The organism is Streptomyces sp. NPDC059454 (assembly GCF_042749965.1).
Classification (GTDB): domain Bacteria; phylum Actinomycetota; class Actinomycetes; order Streptomycetales; family Streptomycetaceae; genus Streptomyces.
Genome location: NZ_JBHYVC010000035.1, coordinates 18235 through 35834 on the forward strand (window position 1 = coordinate 18235; position 17600 = coordinate 35834).

Below are 17600 nucleotides of genomic sequence, written 5' to 3' on the forward strand. Positions count from 1 at the left end.
AGAGGGTCAGGGAAACCCTGTGGTTCGGACAGGAACGGCCCCTCTGGTCCTGTGGCGGCGCGGCGTCTAGCGTCCTTTGCCATGCAGATCACGCATGACGAAGCACAGGCCCTCCCCCCGTTCCAGTGGCTCAAGAAGCCGTCCGTGGACGGTCCCCCCGCCCAGCGCGACCCCAAGGTGGTCGAGCGGGTCTCGCAGATGCTGAAGGAGATCGAGCGCAAGGGCATGGACGCGGTGCGCGCCTACGCCCAGGAGCTGGACGGCTGGTCCGGCGACCTGGAGATCGGGACGGCCGAGCTGAAGAAGTCGGGTGACGCCCTGCCCCCGGACGTCCGCACCGCTCTGGAGATGGGCTACGAGCGCACCCACCGGTTCGCCGCCGCGCAGCGCGAGCACCTGACGGACTTCGAGGTCGAGGTGGCTCCCGGTGTCGTCGGCGGCCAGCGCTACGTTCCCGTCTCCCGCGTCGGCGCGTATCTGCCGGCCGGTCGTTTCCCGCTGCTCGCCAGCGCCTTCATGACGGTGAACGTGGCGAAGACCGCCGGGGTACCCACGGTGCTGGCGTGCACTCCCCCGTCGGGTGAGCACGGCGCGCATCCCGCCGTGCTGTACGGCGCCCATCTGTCGCGCGCCGATCGGGTGTTCGCACTCGGTGGTGTCCAGGCGCTCGGAGCGATGGCCTTCGGTCTGCTCGGCGAGGCCCCGGTCGACATGCTGGTCGGCGCGGGCAACGCGTTCGTCACCGAGGCGAAGCGGCAGCTGTTCGGCCGGGTCGGCATCGACCTGCTGGCCGGCCCCTCCGAGGTAGCCGTCATCGCCGACGACAGCGCCGACCCGGTGTGGGTCGCGGCGGACCTGCTGGGCCAGGCCGAGCACGGCCCCAACTCGCCCGCCGCCCTGATCACCACATCCGAGCAGCAGGGGCGTGCCGTGATCGCGGAGATCGAACGCCAGCTGGAGTCCCTGACCACCCGGGACATCGCCGGCCCGGCGTGGCGCGACTTCGGTTCCGTCGTCGTGGTGGGTGACCGGGCCGACGCCGTCGCCGTGGCCGACGTGATCGCTCCCGAACACCTGGAGATCCAGACCGAGGACGACGAGTACTACCTGGAGAACCTCTCCAACTACGGCTCGCTGTTCATCGGGTCGTGGTCGACGGTCGCATACTCCGACAAGGGCATCGCCGGCACCAACCACGTGCTGCCCACGGGCAAGGCCGCCCGGTACAACGCGGGGCTCTCCGTCTCCCGGTTCCTGAAGCCGCTGACGTACCAGCGCGCCTCGCGGGAGGGGACCGCGTCCCTGGCTCCCGCCGTCGAGCGCATCTCGGCGTTCGAAGGGCTGGCGGCCCACGGCGCCACCGCGACGCTCCGCATCGACCGGGTCGGGCGGACGTCCGGCGCGTTCGACGGCATTCCGGCCGCTCTGCGCGACCAGCTCTGATCCCCGCTCGTGCCGGCGCGTCGCGTGTGCCGGCACGGCCGGTGCGCCCGGCCCACCACGCCCCTGGCCGGGCAACGCGGTCGTGGCCTCCACCGTCAGCGGCGTCGCCGGGGTGATCGCCGGCCGTCCGCCGCCGGACGTCTTCTCGTACCTCATGGCCTCCAGCGGCTCGATCGCCCCGATGACGAGCGGGTGGACCGGCGGCGGTGACGGCTCAGCGGGCGCGGGCGTGAGTGGCGCGGGGGACGAACTCGGTCGGCAGCACCAGGCGTTCACCGGCGGGGTCGACGTCCTTGGCGATCCGCCGGACCAGCAGGCGCGCCGCCTGGCGCGACAGCTCACGCAGGTCGTGCCGGACGGTGGTGAGCCTGAACACCTCCCAGGAGGCCATCGGAAGGTCGTCGAAGCCGATGACGGTGAGGTCGTCGGGGACCTTGACGCCGGCCGCGAGGGCCGCGTTCAGGACACCGATGGCGACGACGTCGTTGCCGCAGAACACCGCGGTGGGTGCCTCGTCCGCCGCGAGCAGGGCGGGCAGCGCCCGGTAGCCGGTGTCGTACTCGAACGCTCCGCGCACCACGCGGCTTTCCGGCAGCCCCACGCCCGCCTCGGCGAGGGCCAGCCGGAAGCCCAGTTCGCGCTCGCGCCCCGTGGTGGTGTTGGCCGCGCCGAAGACCCCGGCGATGCGCCGGTGCCCGAGGGCCACGAGTTCTCGGGCGACGAGCCGCCCGCCGCCCTCGTTGTCGACGACGGAGGCGAAGTCTCCGGCGCGGCCGGTGTCGCGGTTGAGGAAGACGTAGGGCATGCCTCGTCGCTCCAGCTGGGCCGGCAGCCGGGAGTCGGTGGTGGCTGTGGCGAGCACGACGCCGTCCATCGACTGGTCGAGCAGCTTCTCCTCGGCGACCGCCTCGTCGGACCGCTCGGTGATCAGCATCATCCGGTAGCCGAGGCTGCTCAGTTCGTCGTGGAGCGGGGCGATGACATGCGGGTAGAACGGGTTCGTCAGGTCGGTGACGATGACGCCGACCCGCCGTGTGGCGCGCGTCGAGAGGGTGCGTCCGGCCTCGCTCGGCACGTAGTTCAGCGCCTGGGCGGCCCGCTTGACCTTCTCGCGGGTGGCCTGGGACACGCGGGGGTCGTCGCGCAGCGCCCGGGAGACCGTGGGCTGCGAGACACCTGCCAGCCTGGCCACGTCGTGACTGGTGATGCCCATCGGCTCTCTCCTCGTTACCACCGGCGCCGCCCGGTGGCGCCCCCGAGCCAGTATACGTATGTCAATATCACGGCCCGCGCCTCGCCGGCCGGGCCTGCCGAGCCCTGCGACACGGGACTCGACCACAACTGTCTCGGCCCTCCCTCTTGACATCCTGCCCTCCGGAGCCTGTCATGGAATGCATACGTATTCACGAGTGAAGGAGCAGTCATGCCCGATGTCGTCGTGTCCCCCGCCGAGCTGGCCCGCCGCACGGTGCGCCGCAGCGATTTCGTCTCCTGCAACCAGGCCTTCATCGACTGCCGTACGCCCGGTTCGGACCGCAAGGAGAACTACGCGATGATCGGGCCGGGCGTCTCACAGTCCGCCGACCAGCACGTCAACCTGCGGCTGCCGCACGGCTACAACATCGGCGCCGCCGCCATGCCGCACGGCATCACCAACAACCTGCACCTGCACTACACGGCCGAGGTGTTCATCTGCACCGAGGGCGAGTACCTGCTGCGCTGGGGCGCCGACGGCACGGAGGGCGAACTCACGCTCAAAGCCGGTGACATCGCGTCCATCCCGACCTGGATCTTCCGCGGATTCACCAACACCGGCCCGGACGACGGCTGGCTGTTCACGGTGCTGGGCATGGACGACACCGGCGGCATCATCTGGGGCCCGTCCGTCCTGCGGGAGGCGCGGAAGCACGGCCTGTACCTCACCGCCGACAACGAGCTCGTCGACACCGTCGCCGGCGACACCGTCCCGCCGGAGTCCGAGCTCGTCAGCCCCCTGGCCCAGGAACACCTCGACCGGCTGCGCCGCTACACCCCCGACGAGATGAAGCGGCGCATCGCCGCCGCGGACGAGCTGGTCTTCTCCGACCACCCCTTCCTCGACAGCACCCTGCCCGGCGGCGGCGCCCGTCTGAGCTGCGTCATCGGCTACGGCATGACCGAGGACCCGCACCAGGAGCCCCGCGTGTTCAACCCGCACGGGCACAACGTCGCCTGGCTCCGCGCCGACCCCGGGCAGGGCGTCTCGGCGCACCGCCAGCACGAGACCCAGACCCTGATCGTGAAGGACGGTCTGTGGGAGGTCACCCTCAACCGCACCGACCCCGTCCCGGTGCGTCTCGGCCCGCGCGACATGCTCTCCGTCCCCCAGGACGCCTGGCGCACCGTGCGCAACGTCGGCGACGAGCGCGGCGACCTCCTCGTGGTCAACTCCGGTGACGGACGGGTCCGTCTGGAGTGGGACGAGGAGGTGCGCAAGAGCGCGGCGGACGCGGGCGTGGGCATCGACCACAACGGGTACGTCGCCCCGTACGCGCTGCTGCCCCGCTCCGCGCGCTCCTGGTGACCGGCATGGCGCACGAGGACACGGCCGGTCCACTTCCGCTCGTCGTCGTGCCCGGGATGCTCTGCGACGCGAGCCTGTGGGGCGACGTCGACTTCCCCGAAGGCCACGACGTCCACCACATCCCGTTGCGGCGTGCGGACATCGGGGCGCTCGCCGAGGACGTGCTCGCCGCGGTTGTGGGCCCGTTCGTGCTCGTCGGGCTCAGTCTGGGGGCCATCGTCGGCTTCGAGGCGCTGCGCCGTGCGCCCGAGCGCATCGCGGGCCTGTGCGTGATGGCGACCAACGCCGGAGCACCGCGTCCCGAGCAGTACGCGGCCTGGCGGGCGATGGACGAGCTGATCGCGGCCGGCCGGTTCGGGGACGTCGTCGAGCGGACGCTGCCGGACATGTTCCCCGACCGTTGCCCCACACCCGAGGCCGCGCGGCGCTACCGCGACATGGCGCACGCCGTGGGCGCCACCGCCGCCCGCGCCCAGCTCGCCGCGCAGGCGACCCGCGCGGACGCGTCCGGTGCGCTGCGGACGGCCCGCTGCCCCACCGTGGTCCTGGCCGGGGCGCGGGACACGCTGTGCCCGCCCGCCTTCCACCGGGCGATCGCGGACGCGGTCCCCGGAGCGGCCCTGACGCTGCTGCCCGGCGCGGGTCACCTGCTGCCGTGGCAAGAGCCCCAGGCGGTGACGGCGGCGCTGCGCGAACTGGTCGCGGCCGCCACTCGTACGACACCTGCCACCGCCGCCCCGTAACGCCTCCCCGGACCCCCCGCACCGTCAACCCCAGTGGAAGAGAGCCGTCATGCCCCGACACCTCAAGTCCCCCGTGCCCGCCGCGCAAGTGACCGCGGCCCGGGCGGACGTCGCCGAGCGCGTCCGCGTCATCCTCGACGACATCCGCGAGCGCGGCGACGACGCGGTCCGCCGGTACTCCGAGAAGTTCGACAACTGGAGCCCCGAGTCGTTCCGGCTGGCTCCCGAGGAGATCCAGCGGATCGTCTCCCAGGTGCCCGACACGGTCCTGGACGACATCCGCTTCGTGCAGCAGCAGGTCCGCACGTTCGCCCAGGCCCAGCGGGACGCGCTGGGTGACGTCGAGATCGAGACGCTGCCCGGCGTCCACCTGGGCCACCGGCACGTCCCCGTGTCCGGCGCCGGCGCGTACGTGCCCGGCGGCCGCTACCCGCTGACCGCGTCGGCCCACATGACGATCGTGACCGCGAAGGTGGCGGGTGTCCCCCGAGTCGCCGCCTGCACCCCGCCCATCCGCGGCGAGATCCCCGCCGCGACGGTCGCGGCGATGCACCTCGCGGGCGCCGACGAGATCTACCTGCTGGGCGGAGTCCAGGCCGTCGCGGCGCTGGCCGTGGGAACCGAGACCATCGGGCGCGTCCCGATGCTCGCGGGCCCGGGCAACGCGTACGTGGCGGAGGCCAAGCGGCAGCTGTTCGGCGAGGTCGGCATCGACCTGTTCGCCGGACCGACCGAGATCCTGGTGATCGCCGACGAGCACGCGGACCCGTTCGTGGTGGCCGTCGACCTGCTGTCGCAGGCGGAGCACGGCCCGGACTCCCCCGCCGTGCTGGTCACCACGTCCGAGGAGCTGGGCCGCGAGGTCGAGCGGCACATCGAGCGCCTGCTGCCCTCCATGCCCACCCGGGACTTCGCCGCACCGGCCTGGCGCGACCACGGCGAGATCGTGGTGGCCGGCACCCTCGACGAGGCCTTCGAGATCGCCGACTCCTACGCCAGCGAGCACGTGGAGGTGCTGACCGAGAACCCGCGCCAGGCCCTGGACAAGATGCGCGACTACGGTGCGCTCTTCCTCGGCGAAGGCACCTGCGTCTCCTACGGCGACAAGGTCATCGGCACCAACCACGTCCTGCCCACCCGTGGCGCCGCCCGCTACACCGGTGGCCTGTGGGTCGGCAAGTACCTCAAGACGGTGACGTACCAGGAGGTCACCGACACCGCGTCCTCCGCGCTGCTCGGCGAGGTGTGCGGCCGGGCCGCGCGCGTCGAGCTCTTCGAAGGCCACGCCCGCTCCGGTGACGTCCGCGCCGCCAAGTACGGCAGGGGCACCCTGCCGTGGAACGAGGAGGGCGTCGCATGAGCGGCCTCCCCGCACCGCTGGCCGGCCGCACCGCACTCGTCACCGGGGGAGGCAGCGGCCTCGGCCGGGCCATCACCAGGTCCCTGCTCTCCGACGGGGCCCGGGTGGTGATCACGGGCCGCGACGCGACCACGCTCGAGGAGACCGCGTCCCGGCTCGGTCCGCACGTCTCGTACCGGGTCTGCGACGTCTCCCGCCCCGACGACGTCGAGGAGCTCGCCCGGAGCCTGGCCGGTGAGGAGATATCGATCCTGGTCAACAACGCCGGGATCGCCGGCCCGGTGGCGCCGCTGACCGAGATCACCCCGCGCGACTGGGACGAGGTCTTCGACATCAACGTGCGCGGGGTGTTCCTGATGTGCCGGGCCTTCCTGCCCGCCATGACCGGGCGCGGCGCGGGCGACGTCGTCAACATCGCCTCGGTGTCGGGCAAGCGTCCGCTCCTGCGGCGCACCCCGTACTGCGCGTCGAAGATGGCGGTCATCGGTCTCACGGCCACGCTGGCCGGCGAGGTCGGGCCGCTGGGCGTCACGGTCAACTCCCTGTCCCCCGGGCCCGTCTCGGGGCCGCGCATGGAGCGCAACTTCCGCCTGGAGGCGGAGCGCACCGGCAGCACCTACGAGCAGGCCGAGCAGGCGTTCGTCGCACGCTCCGCCCTGGGGCGGATGGTCACCGAGGACGAGGTGGGCGAGGCCGTCAGCGCGATGCTGCGCATGCGCGGACTGTGCGGGGCCGACATCGACCTCTCCGCGGGAATGGTGGCCCGATGACGGCACACGGCGCACCGCACCGCGGCCTCAAACAGCGGCTGGCGGACGGCGAGCAGTTGCGGGGCGCCCTGCTGCGGCTCCCCTCGGAGACGCTGGTGGAGATGGCGGGGGTCGCGGGATTCGACTTCGTCGTCATCGACTGCGAGCACGGGCCGGCCGACACGGCGCTGCTCCAGCAGCACGTCACGGCCGCGGCGGCGCACGGGATCGACGTCCTGGTCCGCGTGGGCTCGGCCGAGCCGGCGCTCGCGCTGCGCTGCCTCGACGTGGGCGCCGCCGGGCTGATCCACCCCCACGTGGACAGCCGCGAGGATGCCCGGCGGGCGGTGGAGGCCAGCCATTACCCGCCGTGGGGAAAGCGGGGTTTCGCCACCTACAGCAGAGCGGGCCGGTTCGGCACGGTCACGGCGGCCGACCATGTGGCGGCGTCCCGCGAGACCCTGGTCGTGACCATGGTCGAGACGCGACGCGCCTGCGACAACGCCGAGGAGATCGCCGGCACCGAGGGGGTGGACGCGGTCCTCGTGGGCCCCGCCGACCTGGCCGCGGACTGCGGTTTCCCGGAGCCCGGCGTCGTCGACGGGCTGATCGCCCGGACGCACGACGCCGCGCGGGCCCACAAGCGCGCGGTCATGACGATCGTGCCGAGCCTCGACGCCGCCCGGGCCGCCGAGCGCCAGGGCTTCCAGCTGATCGTCTACAACATGGCGCACGTGCTCATGGACACCCTGCGCTCCCTGGCCGCGCCCGGGACGACGGGCGCGACCGCAGACCCCGTCTGACGGCCGGGGGCGGGCCGCCCGCACCGGCGGACCCGCCCGGCGGCGGGGGGCGTCCCGCACCCTGCGTGACGCGCGCCGAGCTCTCGGCTGCCGTCTTCCGGGGTTGTCGAATCCTCCGGCGCGAACCCTTGACGCCCTACATCCGGATCCTTAGCGTTCCCGACCAGTTCATACGTATGTACTACCCATCCCCCCTCCCGCGCGATCGGAGAACCCATGTCCGCCGCAGCGCCACCCAGCCAAGCCGTCGACTCCCCCCAGGTCGACCCGCACAAGCGGAAGGCGATACGCCGAGCCATCGGCGCGGGCAGTATCGGCAACTTCGTCGAGCAGTTCGACTACGGCCTGTACGGCTACATGGCACCCATCATGGCCCCGGCGTTCTTTCCCGAGAGCGACAGGACCGTGGCGGTGCTGGGCACGTACGCCATCATCGCCATCGCCTGCCTGTTCCGCCCGCTCGGCGGCACCCTCGTGGGCCGCTGGGGCGACCGGGTCGGCCGCAAGAGGACGCTGCTGTGGACCATCGTGGCCATGGGCGTGACCACCGGCCTGATCGGGATGCTGCCCACGTACCAGCAGATCGGCATCGGTGCGCCGATCCTGCTCCTGCTGCTCCGCGTCGTCCAGGGCGCGGTCTCGGGCGGCGAGTACGTCGGGGCCGTCGCGTTCATCGTGGAGTGGGCGGAGCCGAACCGGCGGGCCTACTACACGTCGTACGCCTCCAACAGCTGCTTCGTCGGCATCCTGGCGGGTGCCGGTACGGCGGCCCTGACCAGCTGGGTGTTCGAGGGCCAGGCCCTGGACTCGTACGGCTGGCGCCTCCCGTTCCTGCTGGCGGTCCCGCTCAGCCTGGTCGGGATGTGGCTGCGTCGTCACATCGAGGAGACCCCGGAGTTCGTGCGCGCGACCGAGGAGGGTGCGGACGTCGTCGAGGCGCCGATCCGTGAGGCGCTGCGCTCGCAGTGGCGGCCGATCCTGGTCTTCTGCGGCGTCTCGATCATGCTCGCGATCCTCTCCTACACCTGGGTCACGTTCTATCCGCAGTACCTGACCGACACGCTCGGCCTGCCGCGCTGGATGGGCCTGGCCTCGAACGCCATCTCCATCGCCGTCCTCATCCCCGCCCTGCCGCTGGCCGGCATGCTGTCGGACCGCATCGGACGCAAGCCGATGCTGGTCACCGGCGCCATCGCGTGCATCGTGCTGGTACCGATCGCCTTCCGGGTCGGCGAGCAGGGCACCTTCGGGGCGGCCGTGGCCAGCCAGCTCATCTACATCGTGCCGGAGTTCTTCCTCACGGGCATCGTCACCGTCTGCGCGGCCGAGCTCTTCTCCACCCGCACCCGGTTCAGCGCCAGTGCCATCGCGTACAACAGCTCGTTCTCCATCTTCATGGGAATCACGCCGTTCGTCGCGACGCTGCTGGTCAGTACCTTCGGCACCATCTACGCAGTCTGGGCCTACCTGGCGGTGGGCGCCCTCCTGGCCCTGGTCGTCGTGAGCGCCTTCATGACGGAGACGTACCGCAGTCACCTGGGCGCGGACAAGTTCGCCCGCTAGCGCGGCGGGAGACCCCCTCCCGGCGACCCGGCGTGCCCTCTCCCCGGCTACCCTCCCGATCAAGCACCTACATACGCATTCACATCACTACCGGAATGGAAGCACCATGCCTTTGGACCCCGTCGCCTACCTCCCCTACAAGGACCCGGACGACTTCATCCGCGAGGTGACCGACCGGATCTGGGTCGACCGCGACATCGCCCACATCGTCGACAACTACGAGCCCGACTCGATCGTGCACACCAGCCTCGGCACCGTCGTCGGCCGTGACGGTGTCATCGAGGGCAGTACGATCCGCATGGGCAGCACGCCGGGCCACATCGGCCAGGCGGAGGACGTGGTGTGGGAGGCGCGCGGCAACGACGCCTTCCTCAGCTCCCACCTGGTCTTCTCCGCCGACGAGCACCTCGTGGACGGCCGCCTCGTCGGCATCCGCAAACGCACGGTGGCCAACTGCCTGTACCGACGCGGCCGGATGGTCGAGGAGTGGGTGGTGCGCGACGATCTGGCCGACTGCCTGCAGAGCGGCCTGGACCCGGCCGAGGCGGCTCGCGAGCTGACCTTCCAGGGGTACAGCGGCTCCATGCTGGACGAGCCGCCGCAGGACGTGCTGCTGAACGGGGTCAGCGGTCCGCGTCCGGACGCATTCCGTCCCGAGTGCGAGATGGTGGTCGAGTTCATCGACGAGGTGTGGACGCAGCGTCGGCTGAACAGGGTCAACGACTTCATGGACCGCGACCTGTTCCTCCACACGATCGGCGACCGGACCGTCATCCGCCCCGAGCGCTACCAGAGCGACCTGCTCGCCATGGTCGGCCCTTTCCCCGACGCCCGGTTCGCCGTCCGTGACATCCAGACGAACCACTCCCCGCGGTACGCCGGCCTGCGCGTGGCCGTCCTGTGGACCATGCACGGCACCTACCGCGGCATCCCCGCCTTCGGCCCTCTCACCGGACGGCCGGTCACGGTGCTCGGCGTCTCGCAGTTCCTGATCCAGGAGGGCCGCATCGTGAAGGAGGTCCGTGTCTACGACGAGATCTCGCTGCGCGCGCAGATCAACGCGGGGCGCGGGGACGGCCCCGAGGTCGCGGCCAACATCTACTGAGCCGTTTTCAACCTGGCTGGCTTGGTAAGCGAGTTGGCGTGGGGGTGGCTGCGGGAAGAGGTGAAGCTCCTGGTAGATGGGTTGTCGACCAAGATCAACCTGTCCGCCCGGAGCTTCGTATGCTTGTCTACCCGTCTGGTCTCGATCTGTCCAGTTCAGCCCTGCGGTTCCTGGCCGGGAAGCTGACCGTGCTGCGGCGTGAGCGCGGAACACGGTGGCGCCGGCTGGGAACGGACCGGCAGGCTCTGCTGGTCCTGGCCCACCTGCGGTGCGGGCACACCTACGCCCAGCTCGCAGCCGGGTTCGGCATCAGCGTCAGCACCATCTGCCGGTACGTGTCCGAGGCCGTCGAACTGCTGGCCGCGCTTGCTCCCGGCCTCGCCGAGGCCGTCCGGGCCGCTTCCCGCAAAGCCTTCGTGATCCTGGACGGCACGCTGCTGCCGATCGACCGCATCGCCGCCGACCGGCCCTTCTACTCCGGCAAGCACAAGAAGCACGGCATGAACGTGCAGGTCCTCACCGACCCAGCAGGCAGGCTCCTGTGGGCCTCGCCCGCACTGCCCGGCGCTGTCCACGACATCCGCGCGGCCCGCGAGCACGGCATCACCGGCGCGGTCCGCGGCAAACGCGTGATCACCACGCTTCCCGGCGGCCAGGCCGGGCGGGCCCCGGACCTCGTCGACCGCGACTTCGTCGCCGGCGCCCCGAACCGGTGCTGGGCCGCGGACTTCACCCACGTGAAGACCTGGGCAGGCGTCGTCTACGTCGCCTTCGTCGTGGACACCTTCTCCCGCCGGATCGTCGGCTGGTCCGCGGCCACCGTGAAGGAAACGGTCTTCGTGCCGGACGCCCTGGAGATGGCGATCTGGCAACGCGACCGTGACCAACACCCCGTCCAGCCGGGCGAGTTGATTCATCACTCGGATGCCGGGTCGCAATATACGAGTTTCCGGCTCGCCGAGCACCTGGACGTCGCCGGCATCGCCGCCTCGATCGGCTCGGTCGGCGACGCCTACGACAACGCCCTGATGGAGAGCACGATCGGGCTGTTCAAGACCGAGCTGATCAAACCCCGGCGGCCGTGGAAGACGCTGTCCGACGTCGAGCTCGCCACCGCCGAATACGTCGACTGGTACAACCACCGACGACTCCACGGTGAGATAGGCCACGTCCCACCGGTCGAATACGAGAACAACCACTACCTCACAACCACCAAACTCAGGACACTCCGAGATCTCTACCGAACCCGGAACGGTTCAGACGTCCATCCCGCGGATACCAGTCCGCGAAGTCCTCGTCACGCCAGAGCCCGTTCAGACGGTCTCTCACCCACATCGCCACCGTGCCGCCCGGGTTGCTCGCCCGCGCGATCTGCGCGGTCAGAGGCGGAACTTCCTCACCGGAACGAGGACGGAGCGACTATGGACACCTCGACAACTGCACGGACTCCAGGAACACCCCGAGCATGCCCACCGGTCACCGCGACGCACCGGAAAACTCCAAGATCCCCGACAGAGTCGAGCTCAGCCCATGTTGGCGAATGTGAGCTCGGCCATGACCCAAAGGCCGAAGAGCTGGAGCCCCAGAGCGCCAACCGCCACTCCCAACGCGGCGCCGGTGGTCAGTCGGCGCCGCACAAACCTGTATGCAGAAAGCGTGACGACTGCGACAAAGAAGAACAGGATTACAGAAAGGGACATATCCACCTCTATGGAAGGATTGCAGCTTGCCGGTAAGAGCGCACCCGGATAACAGCGTCTACGAATCTCAACCGTCTAGACGAAGTCGGTCGTGAATTGGTTCACCGGGTTTTGAGCGCATCAGGATCTGCGGAAGACCCACTACGACGCCCGGTCGACCGCGCACGGCCGGGCAGCAAGCACCACGTCCTCACCGACGGCCAGGGCATCCCGCTCGCGGTGTCGCTGACCGGCGGAAACCGCGGGCGACGTCACCCAGCTCCTGCCCCTGCTGGACAAGGTCCCACCGGTCGCCGGCAGGCCGCGGCGACGGCCGGACATGCTCTTCGCGGACCGCGGCTACGACCACGACAAGTACCGGCGACTGCTACGGAAGCGCGGTATCCGTCCAGTGATCGCGGAACGCGGCCAGCCGCACGGCTCCGGCCTGGGCATCTTCCGCTGGGTCGTAGAACGCACCATCTCCTGGCTGCACGGCTTCCGTCGCCTGCGCATCCGCTGGGAGAGACGCGACGACATCCACGAAGCCTTCCTCGGCCTCGCCACCTGCCTCATCACCCACCGACACGTCCAACGCCTTTGTTAGGACCTCTTACGGCCTCACCCGTGATTGACCGTGGCTGCTGGGCCTTGGAGGTCAGAGTCGTGACTGATCATTGTCACTGAGGAGGGGGTCCGAGGATGAGCGGGACAGTGGCGGCAGTCAGCAGCAACGGCGTGTACTCATTCACCAAGCCGAACCGGGACAGCATCACGCTGGTCGCCGGGCTCGGTGTGGAGGGCGACGTACACGCGAGCGTGACGGTCAAGCATCGCTCACGCGTCGCGCAGGACCCCACCCAGCCGAACCTGCGCCAGGTCCACCTCATCCATGAAGAGCTCTTCGCCGAGGGATTCAAGGTGGTACCCGGTGACCTCGGCGAGAACATCACCACCCGTGGCATCGATCTGCTCGGCCTGCCGGTCGGCACGCTGTTGCGCATCGGCGACGACGCAGTGCTGGAGGTGACCGGCCTGCGCAATCCCTGCCGGCAGATCGACAACTTCCAGGACGGGCTCCTGAAGCAGGTTGTCGGCCGCGACGAGACCGGGAACATCGTACGCAAGGCCGGAATCATGAGCATCGTGAAAGAGGGTGGCGTGGTGCGTCCGGGCGACACGATCAAAGCGGAGCTGCCCAGCGGGCCGCACCGGCCCCTGGAGCGGGTCTGACGGCCGTGCCCGCCGTCGTCCGGCACATCGCATCCACGCTGGTGACCGACAACGTGGATCACCCGCCCCCGTAGGCCGTGCATCGCTTCTGTCCCCTGCCCGGTCACCAGGCGAGACGGATCGCCGAGCACTACGAGCACGTCATGGAGGCCGAGCAGGCGACCGCCGCCGTCATCCTGCGCACGGCACCCCACACGGGCATGGACACCGCGCGCCCAGCTGGACGCGGCCGCCCACGAGCAGATCCGGTCCGGTCAGCCGTGGCTGCCCGCCGATCTCCTGACGGAAGCACAACTCTCGGCTCGGGCTGCTTCCCGGTCACGGTCGACCACCGTGGCCGACACCACCCGTCGGCCGGCCACGGGAGGTCCCTGTCCGTCGCCCCTCCGCCAAGCGCCGGCGCGGCAGCAGGCCCAGCGGAGCTGCGGCGCCGTCCGTGACAGTCAGCGGTGACCTCCTCTTCACCGGTCCCAGCCGACGCCTTGGAGGTACGGCCGGTGCGTCGATCCGCATCGGGCGTGTGCCAGAGCCCGGACCGAAAGGGGAGATCACCGGGCGCCCCGGTCAGCACTCCCTTCAGTACTCCCTAATGAAGCAGTCGGAGACATAACCCTCGACTCCGGTGCGGTTGTTGTGGACGTACGTCCAGTGATCCTTGACGCTGCCGTCCGGGCAGGGCACCGCTTCCGCGTTGCTCTGCCCGCCCAGCCAGGTGTACCCGTCGCCGGGGTTGCCGTGGCCCCGGGCGAACGAGGTGGTGCTGTAACTGACGTGGATCTTCACGCCTGTGGCGGTGAAGTCACCCTGGGGTGGTGCGGCGGTGGCCGGTGCCGAGAACAGCGTCCCCAGGAGCGTCAGTACGGCGACGGTCGTCACGGGGGCGGTCTTCGCGGCGGTGCGCTTGGTGTTCAAGAGGTGCCTTCCTGTCCGGGCCGGTGCGGTCGTTGCTTGTCTGTGCCGTCGCTTCACAGGTGGTCCTCCAGGTAGTCACCGTGGATCCAGACGTCGGCCCGGCCGCCGACGATGTCGCCTCGGAACCACGGGGTCCCCGCCTGGCCTCCCAGGACGCGGAACTCCTGGCCCCGGTGCACCTGCCCGAGCGCACGCCCGCCGGGAGCGTCCCGGTAGTAGACGTTGTTCGCGTTGACGACGCAGGTGGTGAAGTAGTGGCACAGCCCGCCTCGGGCGCTCCGGCTGTGCTGCTCACTGGCCGACGGACCCGCGTGGGCCGGGACGGCACCGACGGCCGGCAGGGCGACGACGGTCGCGACGGCCGCCGCGGCCGTCAAACGTCGGCACATCCGGGCCGCCCGGCGAATACCTGACTTCATGAGACCTCTCCAACTCTTCCCGGCGACTCCCCGTGGAGTGCCATGCCTGATCCGCTACGAACTGTCATTGATGTGGGTGACGGAGAGCACCAACGCTGTGGCTCAGCGGCGCACGTGGGGGTGCGCGTGGAAGCTTGCGGGGAGGGCTCCAGGCTCCCGGTCGGATCCGGAGGCCCGCGTTCGGGCCGGCAGCGCGGAGCGTCGGGCTCGGGGTGCGCCGTGGTGGTCCGAACGGCGGCGGCACGTCACGCCGGGCCCCTGTCACCGGTGGCCGGCGGTGCGGCGACGGCTCGACGGACTCGGCCTCGATCCTGGTCTCACCAGTCATCAGCGCGTTCCCCGTGATCAGGAGCTTCACCCGGTCGTGGCAACGGCTCCCGGCCCGGCGGGCACGGGTTCCAGCCGGGCGCGGAAGTGGCGCAAGAGCGGGGCGTGTTCGACGATGCGGTACCCCGGGACCCGGTCCTTGTTCTTGACTACCGCTTCCAGGGTCTGTCCGACGTGGTCCAGATGGCTTCGGGTGTACGTCCGGCGGGGAAGCGCGAGGCGCAGCAGCTCGTACGGGGCGGTGGTGACCGGGTCCCCGTTGCTGTCCTCCTTGCCGAGGTAGAGGGAGCCGAGCTCCACCGAACGGATACCGCCCTCCAGGTAGAGCGCGCAGGCGAGTGCGTGCCCGGGGAAGCGATGCGGGGCGATGTGCGGGAGGAGGTGACCCGCGTCGAGGTAGAGCGCGTGCAGGCCGGGGGGTTCGACCAGATGGACGCCCGCGTTACGGCACAGCGCCGCGAGGTGGGCGGCTGCCTCGGCCCGGGAACGCAGGTAGCGGGGGTCCAAGGCCTCGGTCAGGCCCTGGGCGATCATCTCCAGGTCTCGCCCGGCGAGTCCGCCGTAGGTCGGGAAGCCCTCCGTGGCAATGAGCGTCAGCTCACACCGGCGGGCCAGTGCCTCGTCCCGCAGACCGAGGAAGCCGCCGATATGGACGATGCCGTCCTTCTTGGCGCTCATGAGACAGCCGTCGGCGAGGCGGAACGCCTCCTTGGCGACGTCCGTCGGGCTGTGGCCGCCGTACGCGGACTCGCACTGCGTGACCAGGTAGGCGTTCTCGGCGAAGCGGGCGGCGTCCAGGAAGAGCGGGACGCCGTGCTCCCGGCAGAGGGCGGCGGCGCGGACCAGATTGTCCATGGAGACGGGCTGGCCGCCCTCGCCGTTGTTGGTGAGCGTCATGATCACCAGGGCGATGCGGGAGGCGTCCGGGCCGCGCAGTTCCCCCGCCAGACCGTCCAGGTCGATGTCGCCCTTGAACGGCTCGGGACTATGCAGGTTCCGCGCCCGCGGGCAGGGCAGGTCACGGGCCTGGCAGCCGCTCAGTTCCACGTTGGCGCGCGTGGTGTCGAAGTGGGTGTTGCTCAGGGTGATCCGGCCGGGAATCAGCAGCGCGGAGAACAGGACGCGCTCCGCGGCCCGGCCCTGATGTACCGGCAGGATGTGCGGATAGGAGGTCAGTTCCGCCACGACCTCCCGGAAGCGGTGGAAGGAACGCGATCCGGCGTACGACTCGTCCCCGGCCACACCGGCCGCCCACTGTGCCGCCGACAGAGCGCCGGTACCCGAGTCCGTCAGCAGGTCGATCGTCACTTCCTCGGCGCGCAGTCCGAACAGGTTGTACCCGACGCGGTTCAGGGCCCTGACGCGCTGTTCGCGGGTAGTCGTGGGAATCGGTTCGACGGCCTTGATCCGGTATGGCTCCATGGTTCTGCTCCTCGGTGCGGCGCCTGCGGGGCCGCAGCGGATCCGCGGGCACGGTGTCGCAGGGATGTGGACGTGGTGATCACGCGCGCTTGCCGGCAGCGGTGTCCCGGGGTGGGTCATGCGGCGGGTGGACGGCGTACGCCTCGGGTGAGAAATAGACCGTCACGCGTGGTGGGCCGCCGGTGCTCCGGGCGAGGGAGACGTAGGAGATCAACCCCACGCCGTCGGACAGACGACGGGACGTCATGGCGGCGAGCGCCTTGTCCAGCAGGGCGGCGCCCCCGCCGCGGGCGCCCAGGACGGCGGCGGCGCGGTCGCGGGCGACACAGTCGTCACGGGCGTAGTCGCGGACCGGGACGTGCAGGGTGTGGCCGCTGGGACGTTCCCTGTCCCGTCGTGTGAAGGACAGGCAGGAGACCAGGGGCAGGCCGTCGAAACGACGGGCACCACCTCCGACCGTGCGGCAGAAGTCCCCCACATGTCGAGGGTTTCCGTCGGGCAGCAGTCCGGCCACGGCCTCCGCTTCCTCGACGGAGAAACCCTGATGGGCGATGTACAGCTTCACCCGTGGTTCCTGCCAGTGGCCCAGGTCCAGTGCGAAGAACACCAAGCGGCCCCGGTCCGGGCACCAGGACGCGGCCCGAGCCGTCAGCGCCGGCCAAGCCAGCCGGAACCCGAAACGGGTCAGTGCCTCTTCGACGACCTCGGCGGCGCGGTCGCCGCCGTGAGCCTCGGGGTTGAGGTAGACCTTCACGCCGGGCGGCCCTGACCGACGCAGGTCCATGGCGCACCACAGAGAGAAGGGGCCACGGGCCGCCGAGGGAAGGAAGAGATCCATGACCCGGGCGACGGGCTCTGCGGTGAAATCCCAGCAGGTCGCCATCCGGTCCAGGGCCCGCAATCCCGCCCGGCCGCTGTCGGCGACGGTTCCCGCGCCGCAGCCCGGCTCGACCAGCACCCGTACCGTCGGCGCGCCGTCGGCGGCGAACGACACGGACAGCTCGGCTGGCGAGTGATCGTCGCTTACGAAGGACGGTGAAGGCGGCCCGGCACCCAGTGGGCTCCCTGCCGCGGGGCCCAGCAGTGCGGGCAGCAGCCGAACAACGTCCTGCGCCCAGGAGCAGGTCACGTCCGTGGCATCGAGCAGTCGCCGAAGCTGACCGGCCAGGTGCTCCCGCAACGTCGACGTCGCCGGAACGACACCCATGCTCCGTTCCGGAGGAAGGGTGTAGCCCGAGGGGGCGGGTGGGTTCATGGCTGCCTCCGGGGTGCGGCACGG

At 70.5% G+C, this 17600-nt stretch carries 15 protein-coding genes and 1 pseudogene; 11 read left to right on the top strand and 5 right to left on the bottom strand.

What is annotated here, in order from left to right; all coding sequences use genetic code 11:
* Positions 1-81: 81 nt before the first annotated feature.
* The gene (gene hisD / locus ACFXAE_RS22920) at positions 82-1443 is read left to right on the top strand and encodes a histidinol dehydrogenase (RefSeq protein WP_384717877.1); all 1362 of its coding nucleotides are present in this window, start codon (positions 82-84) and stop codon (positions 1441-1443) included.
* Positions 1444-1657: 214 nt separating this feature from the next.
* Here hisD (ACFXAE_RS22920) and ACFXAE_RS22925 read toward each other — a convergent pair whose 3' ends face one another.
* The gene (locus ACFXAE_RS22925) at positions 1658-2656 is read right to left on the bottom strand and encodes a LacI family DNA-binding transcriptional regulator (protein WP_384717879.1); all 999 of its coding nucleotides are present in this window, start codon (positions 2654-2656) and stop codon (positions 1658-1660) included.
* Positions 2657-2866: 210 nt separating this feature from the next.
* On the opposite strand from ACFXAE_RS22925, the gene ACFXAE_RS22930 reads away from it, so the two are divergent.
* The 10 genes and pseudogenes from ACFXAE_RS22930 to ACFXAE_RS22975 all read left to right on the top strand — a co-directional run bounded on the left by ACFXAE_RS22930 (position 2867) and on the right by ACFXAE_RS22975 (position 13241).
* Entirely contained in the window at positions 2867-4006 is a 1140-nt protein-coding gene (locus ACFXAE_RS22930; protein WP_384717881.1) for a cupin domain-containing protein, read from the top strand.
* Between the two features lie 5 nt (positions 4007-4011).
* A complete protein-coding gene (locus tag ACFXAE_RS22935) occupies positions 4012-4749 on the top strand; it encodes an alpha/beta fold hydrolase (RefSeq protein WP_384717883.1) in 738 nt (245 codons plus the stop codon).
* A 49-nt stretch (positions 4750-4798) separates the two neighbouring features.
* On the top strand, positions 4799-6109 hold the full coding sequence (gene hisD / locus ACFXAE_RS22940) for a histidinol dehydrogenase (RefSeq protein ID WP_384717885.1): 1311 nt from the start codon (positions 4799-4801) through the stop codon (positions 6107-6109).
* Positions 6106-6879, top strand: a complete 774-nt coding sequence (locus ACFXAE_RS22945; RefSeq protein WP_384717887.1) for an SDR family NAD(P)-dependent oxidoreductase — start codon at positions 6106-6108, stop codon at positions 6877-6879. The genes hisD (ACFXAE_RS22940) and ACFXAE_RS22945 overlap by 4 nt, the downstream gene beginning before the upstream one ends.
* The gene (locus ACFXAE_RS22950) at positions 6876-7661 is read left to right on the top strand and encodes an HpcH/HpaI aldolase/citrate lyase family protein (protein ID WP_384717889.1); all 786 of its coding nucleotides are present in this window, start codon (positions 6876-6878) and stop codon (positions 7659-7661) included. The genes ACFXAE_RS22945 and ACFXAE_RS22950 overlap by 4 nt, the downstream gene beginning before the upstream one ends.
* 216 nt (positions 7662-7877) lie before the next feature.
* Positions 7878-9224, top strand: a complete 1347-nt coding sequence (locus tag ACFXAE_RS22955; protein WP_384717891.1) for an MFS transporter — start codon at positions 7878-7880, stop codon at positions 9222-9224.
* A gap of 106 nt (positions 9225-9330) precedes the next feature.
* Positions 9331-10329, top strand: coding sequence for an ester cyclase (locus tag ACFXAE_RS22960; protein ID WP_384717893.1), 999 nt, complete (start codon positions 9331-9333; stop codon positions 10327-10329).
* A 119-nt stretch (positions 10330-10448) separates the two neighbouring features.
* Positions 10449-12065, top strand: coding sequence for an IS3 family transposase (locus tag ACFXAE_RS22965; protein WP_384717895.1), 1617 nt, complete (start codon positions 10449-10451; stop codon positions 12063-12065).
* Positions 12066-12179: 114 nt separating this feature from the next.
* A pseudogene (locus tag ACFXAE_RS22970) lies at positions 12180-12615 on the top strand (IS5 family transposase); the annotation flags it as partial.
* Positions 12616-12710: 95 nt separating this feature from the next.
* Positions 12711-13241, top strand: coding sequence for an MOSC domain-containing protein (locus tag ACFXAE_RS22975; RefSeq protein WP_384717897.1), 531 nt, complete (start codon positions 12711-12713; stop codon positions 13239-13241).
* 576 nt (positions 13242-13817) lie between these two features.
* Here ACFXAE_RS22975 and ACFXAE_RS22980 read toward each other — a convergent pair.
* From ACFXAE_RS22980 to ACFXAE_RS22995, 4 genes are all read right to left on the bottom strand, one after another.
* Complete coding sequence (locus ACFXAE_RS22980; RefSeq protein WP_384717899.1) at positions 13818-14153, bottom strand: hypothetical protein; 336 nt, start codon at positions 14151-14153, stop codon at positions 13818-13820.
* A gap of 53 nt (positions 14154-14206) precedes the next feature.
* Positions 14207-14572 carry a hypothetical protein gene (locus ACFXAE_RS22985; RefSeq protein ID WP_384717901.1) on the bottom strand — a complete coding sequence of 122 codons (366 nt, stop codon included), beginning with the start codon at positions 14570-14572 and terminating at the stop codon, positions 14207-14209.
* Positions 14573-14926: 354 nt separating this feature from the next.
* Positions 14927-16321, bottom strand: a complete 1395-nt coding sequence (locus ACFXAE_RS22990) for a tryptophanase (protein WP_384717903.1) — start codon at positions 16319-16321, stop codon at positions 14927-14929.
* A 79-nt stretch (positions 16322-16400) separates the two neighbouring features.
* Positions 16401-17528: a tryptophan dimethylallyltransferase family protein gene (locus ACFXAE_RS22995; protein ID WP_384717905.1), complete on the bottom strand. Its 1128-nt coding sequence runs from the start codon at positions 17526-17528 to the stop codon at positions 16401-16403.
* Positions 17529-17600 lie beyond the last annotated feature (72 nt).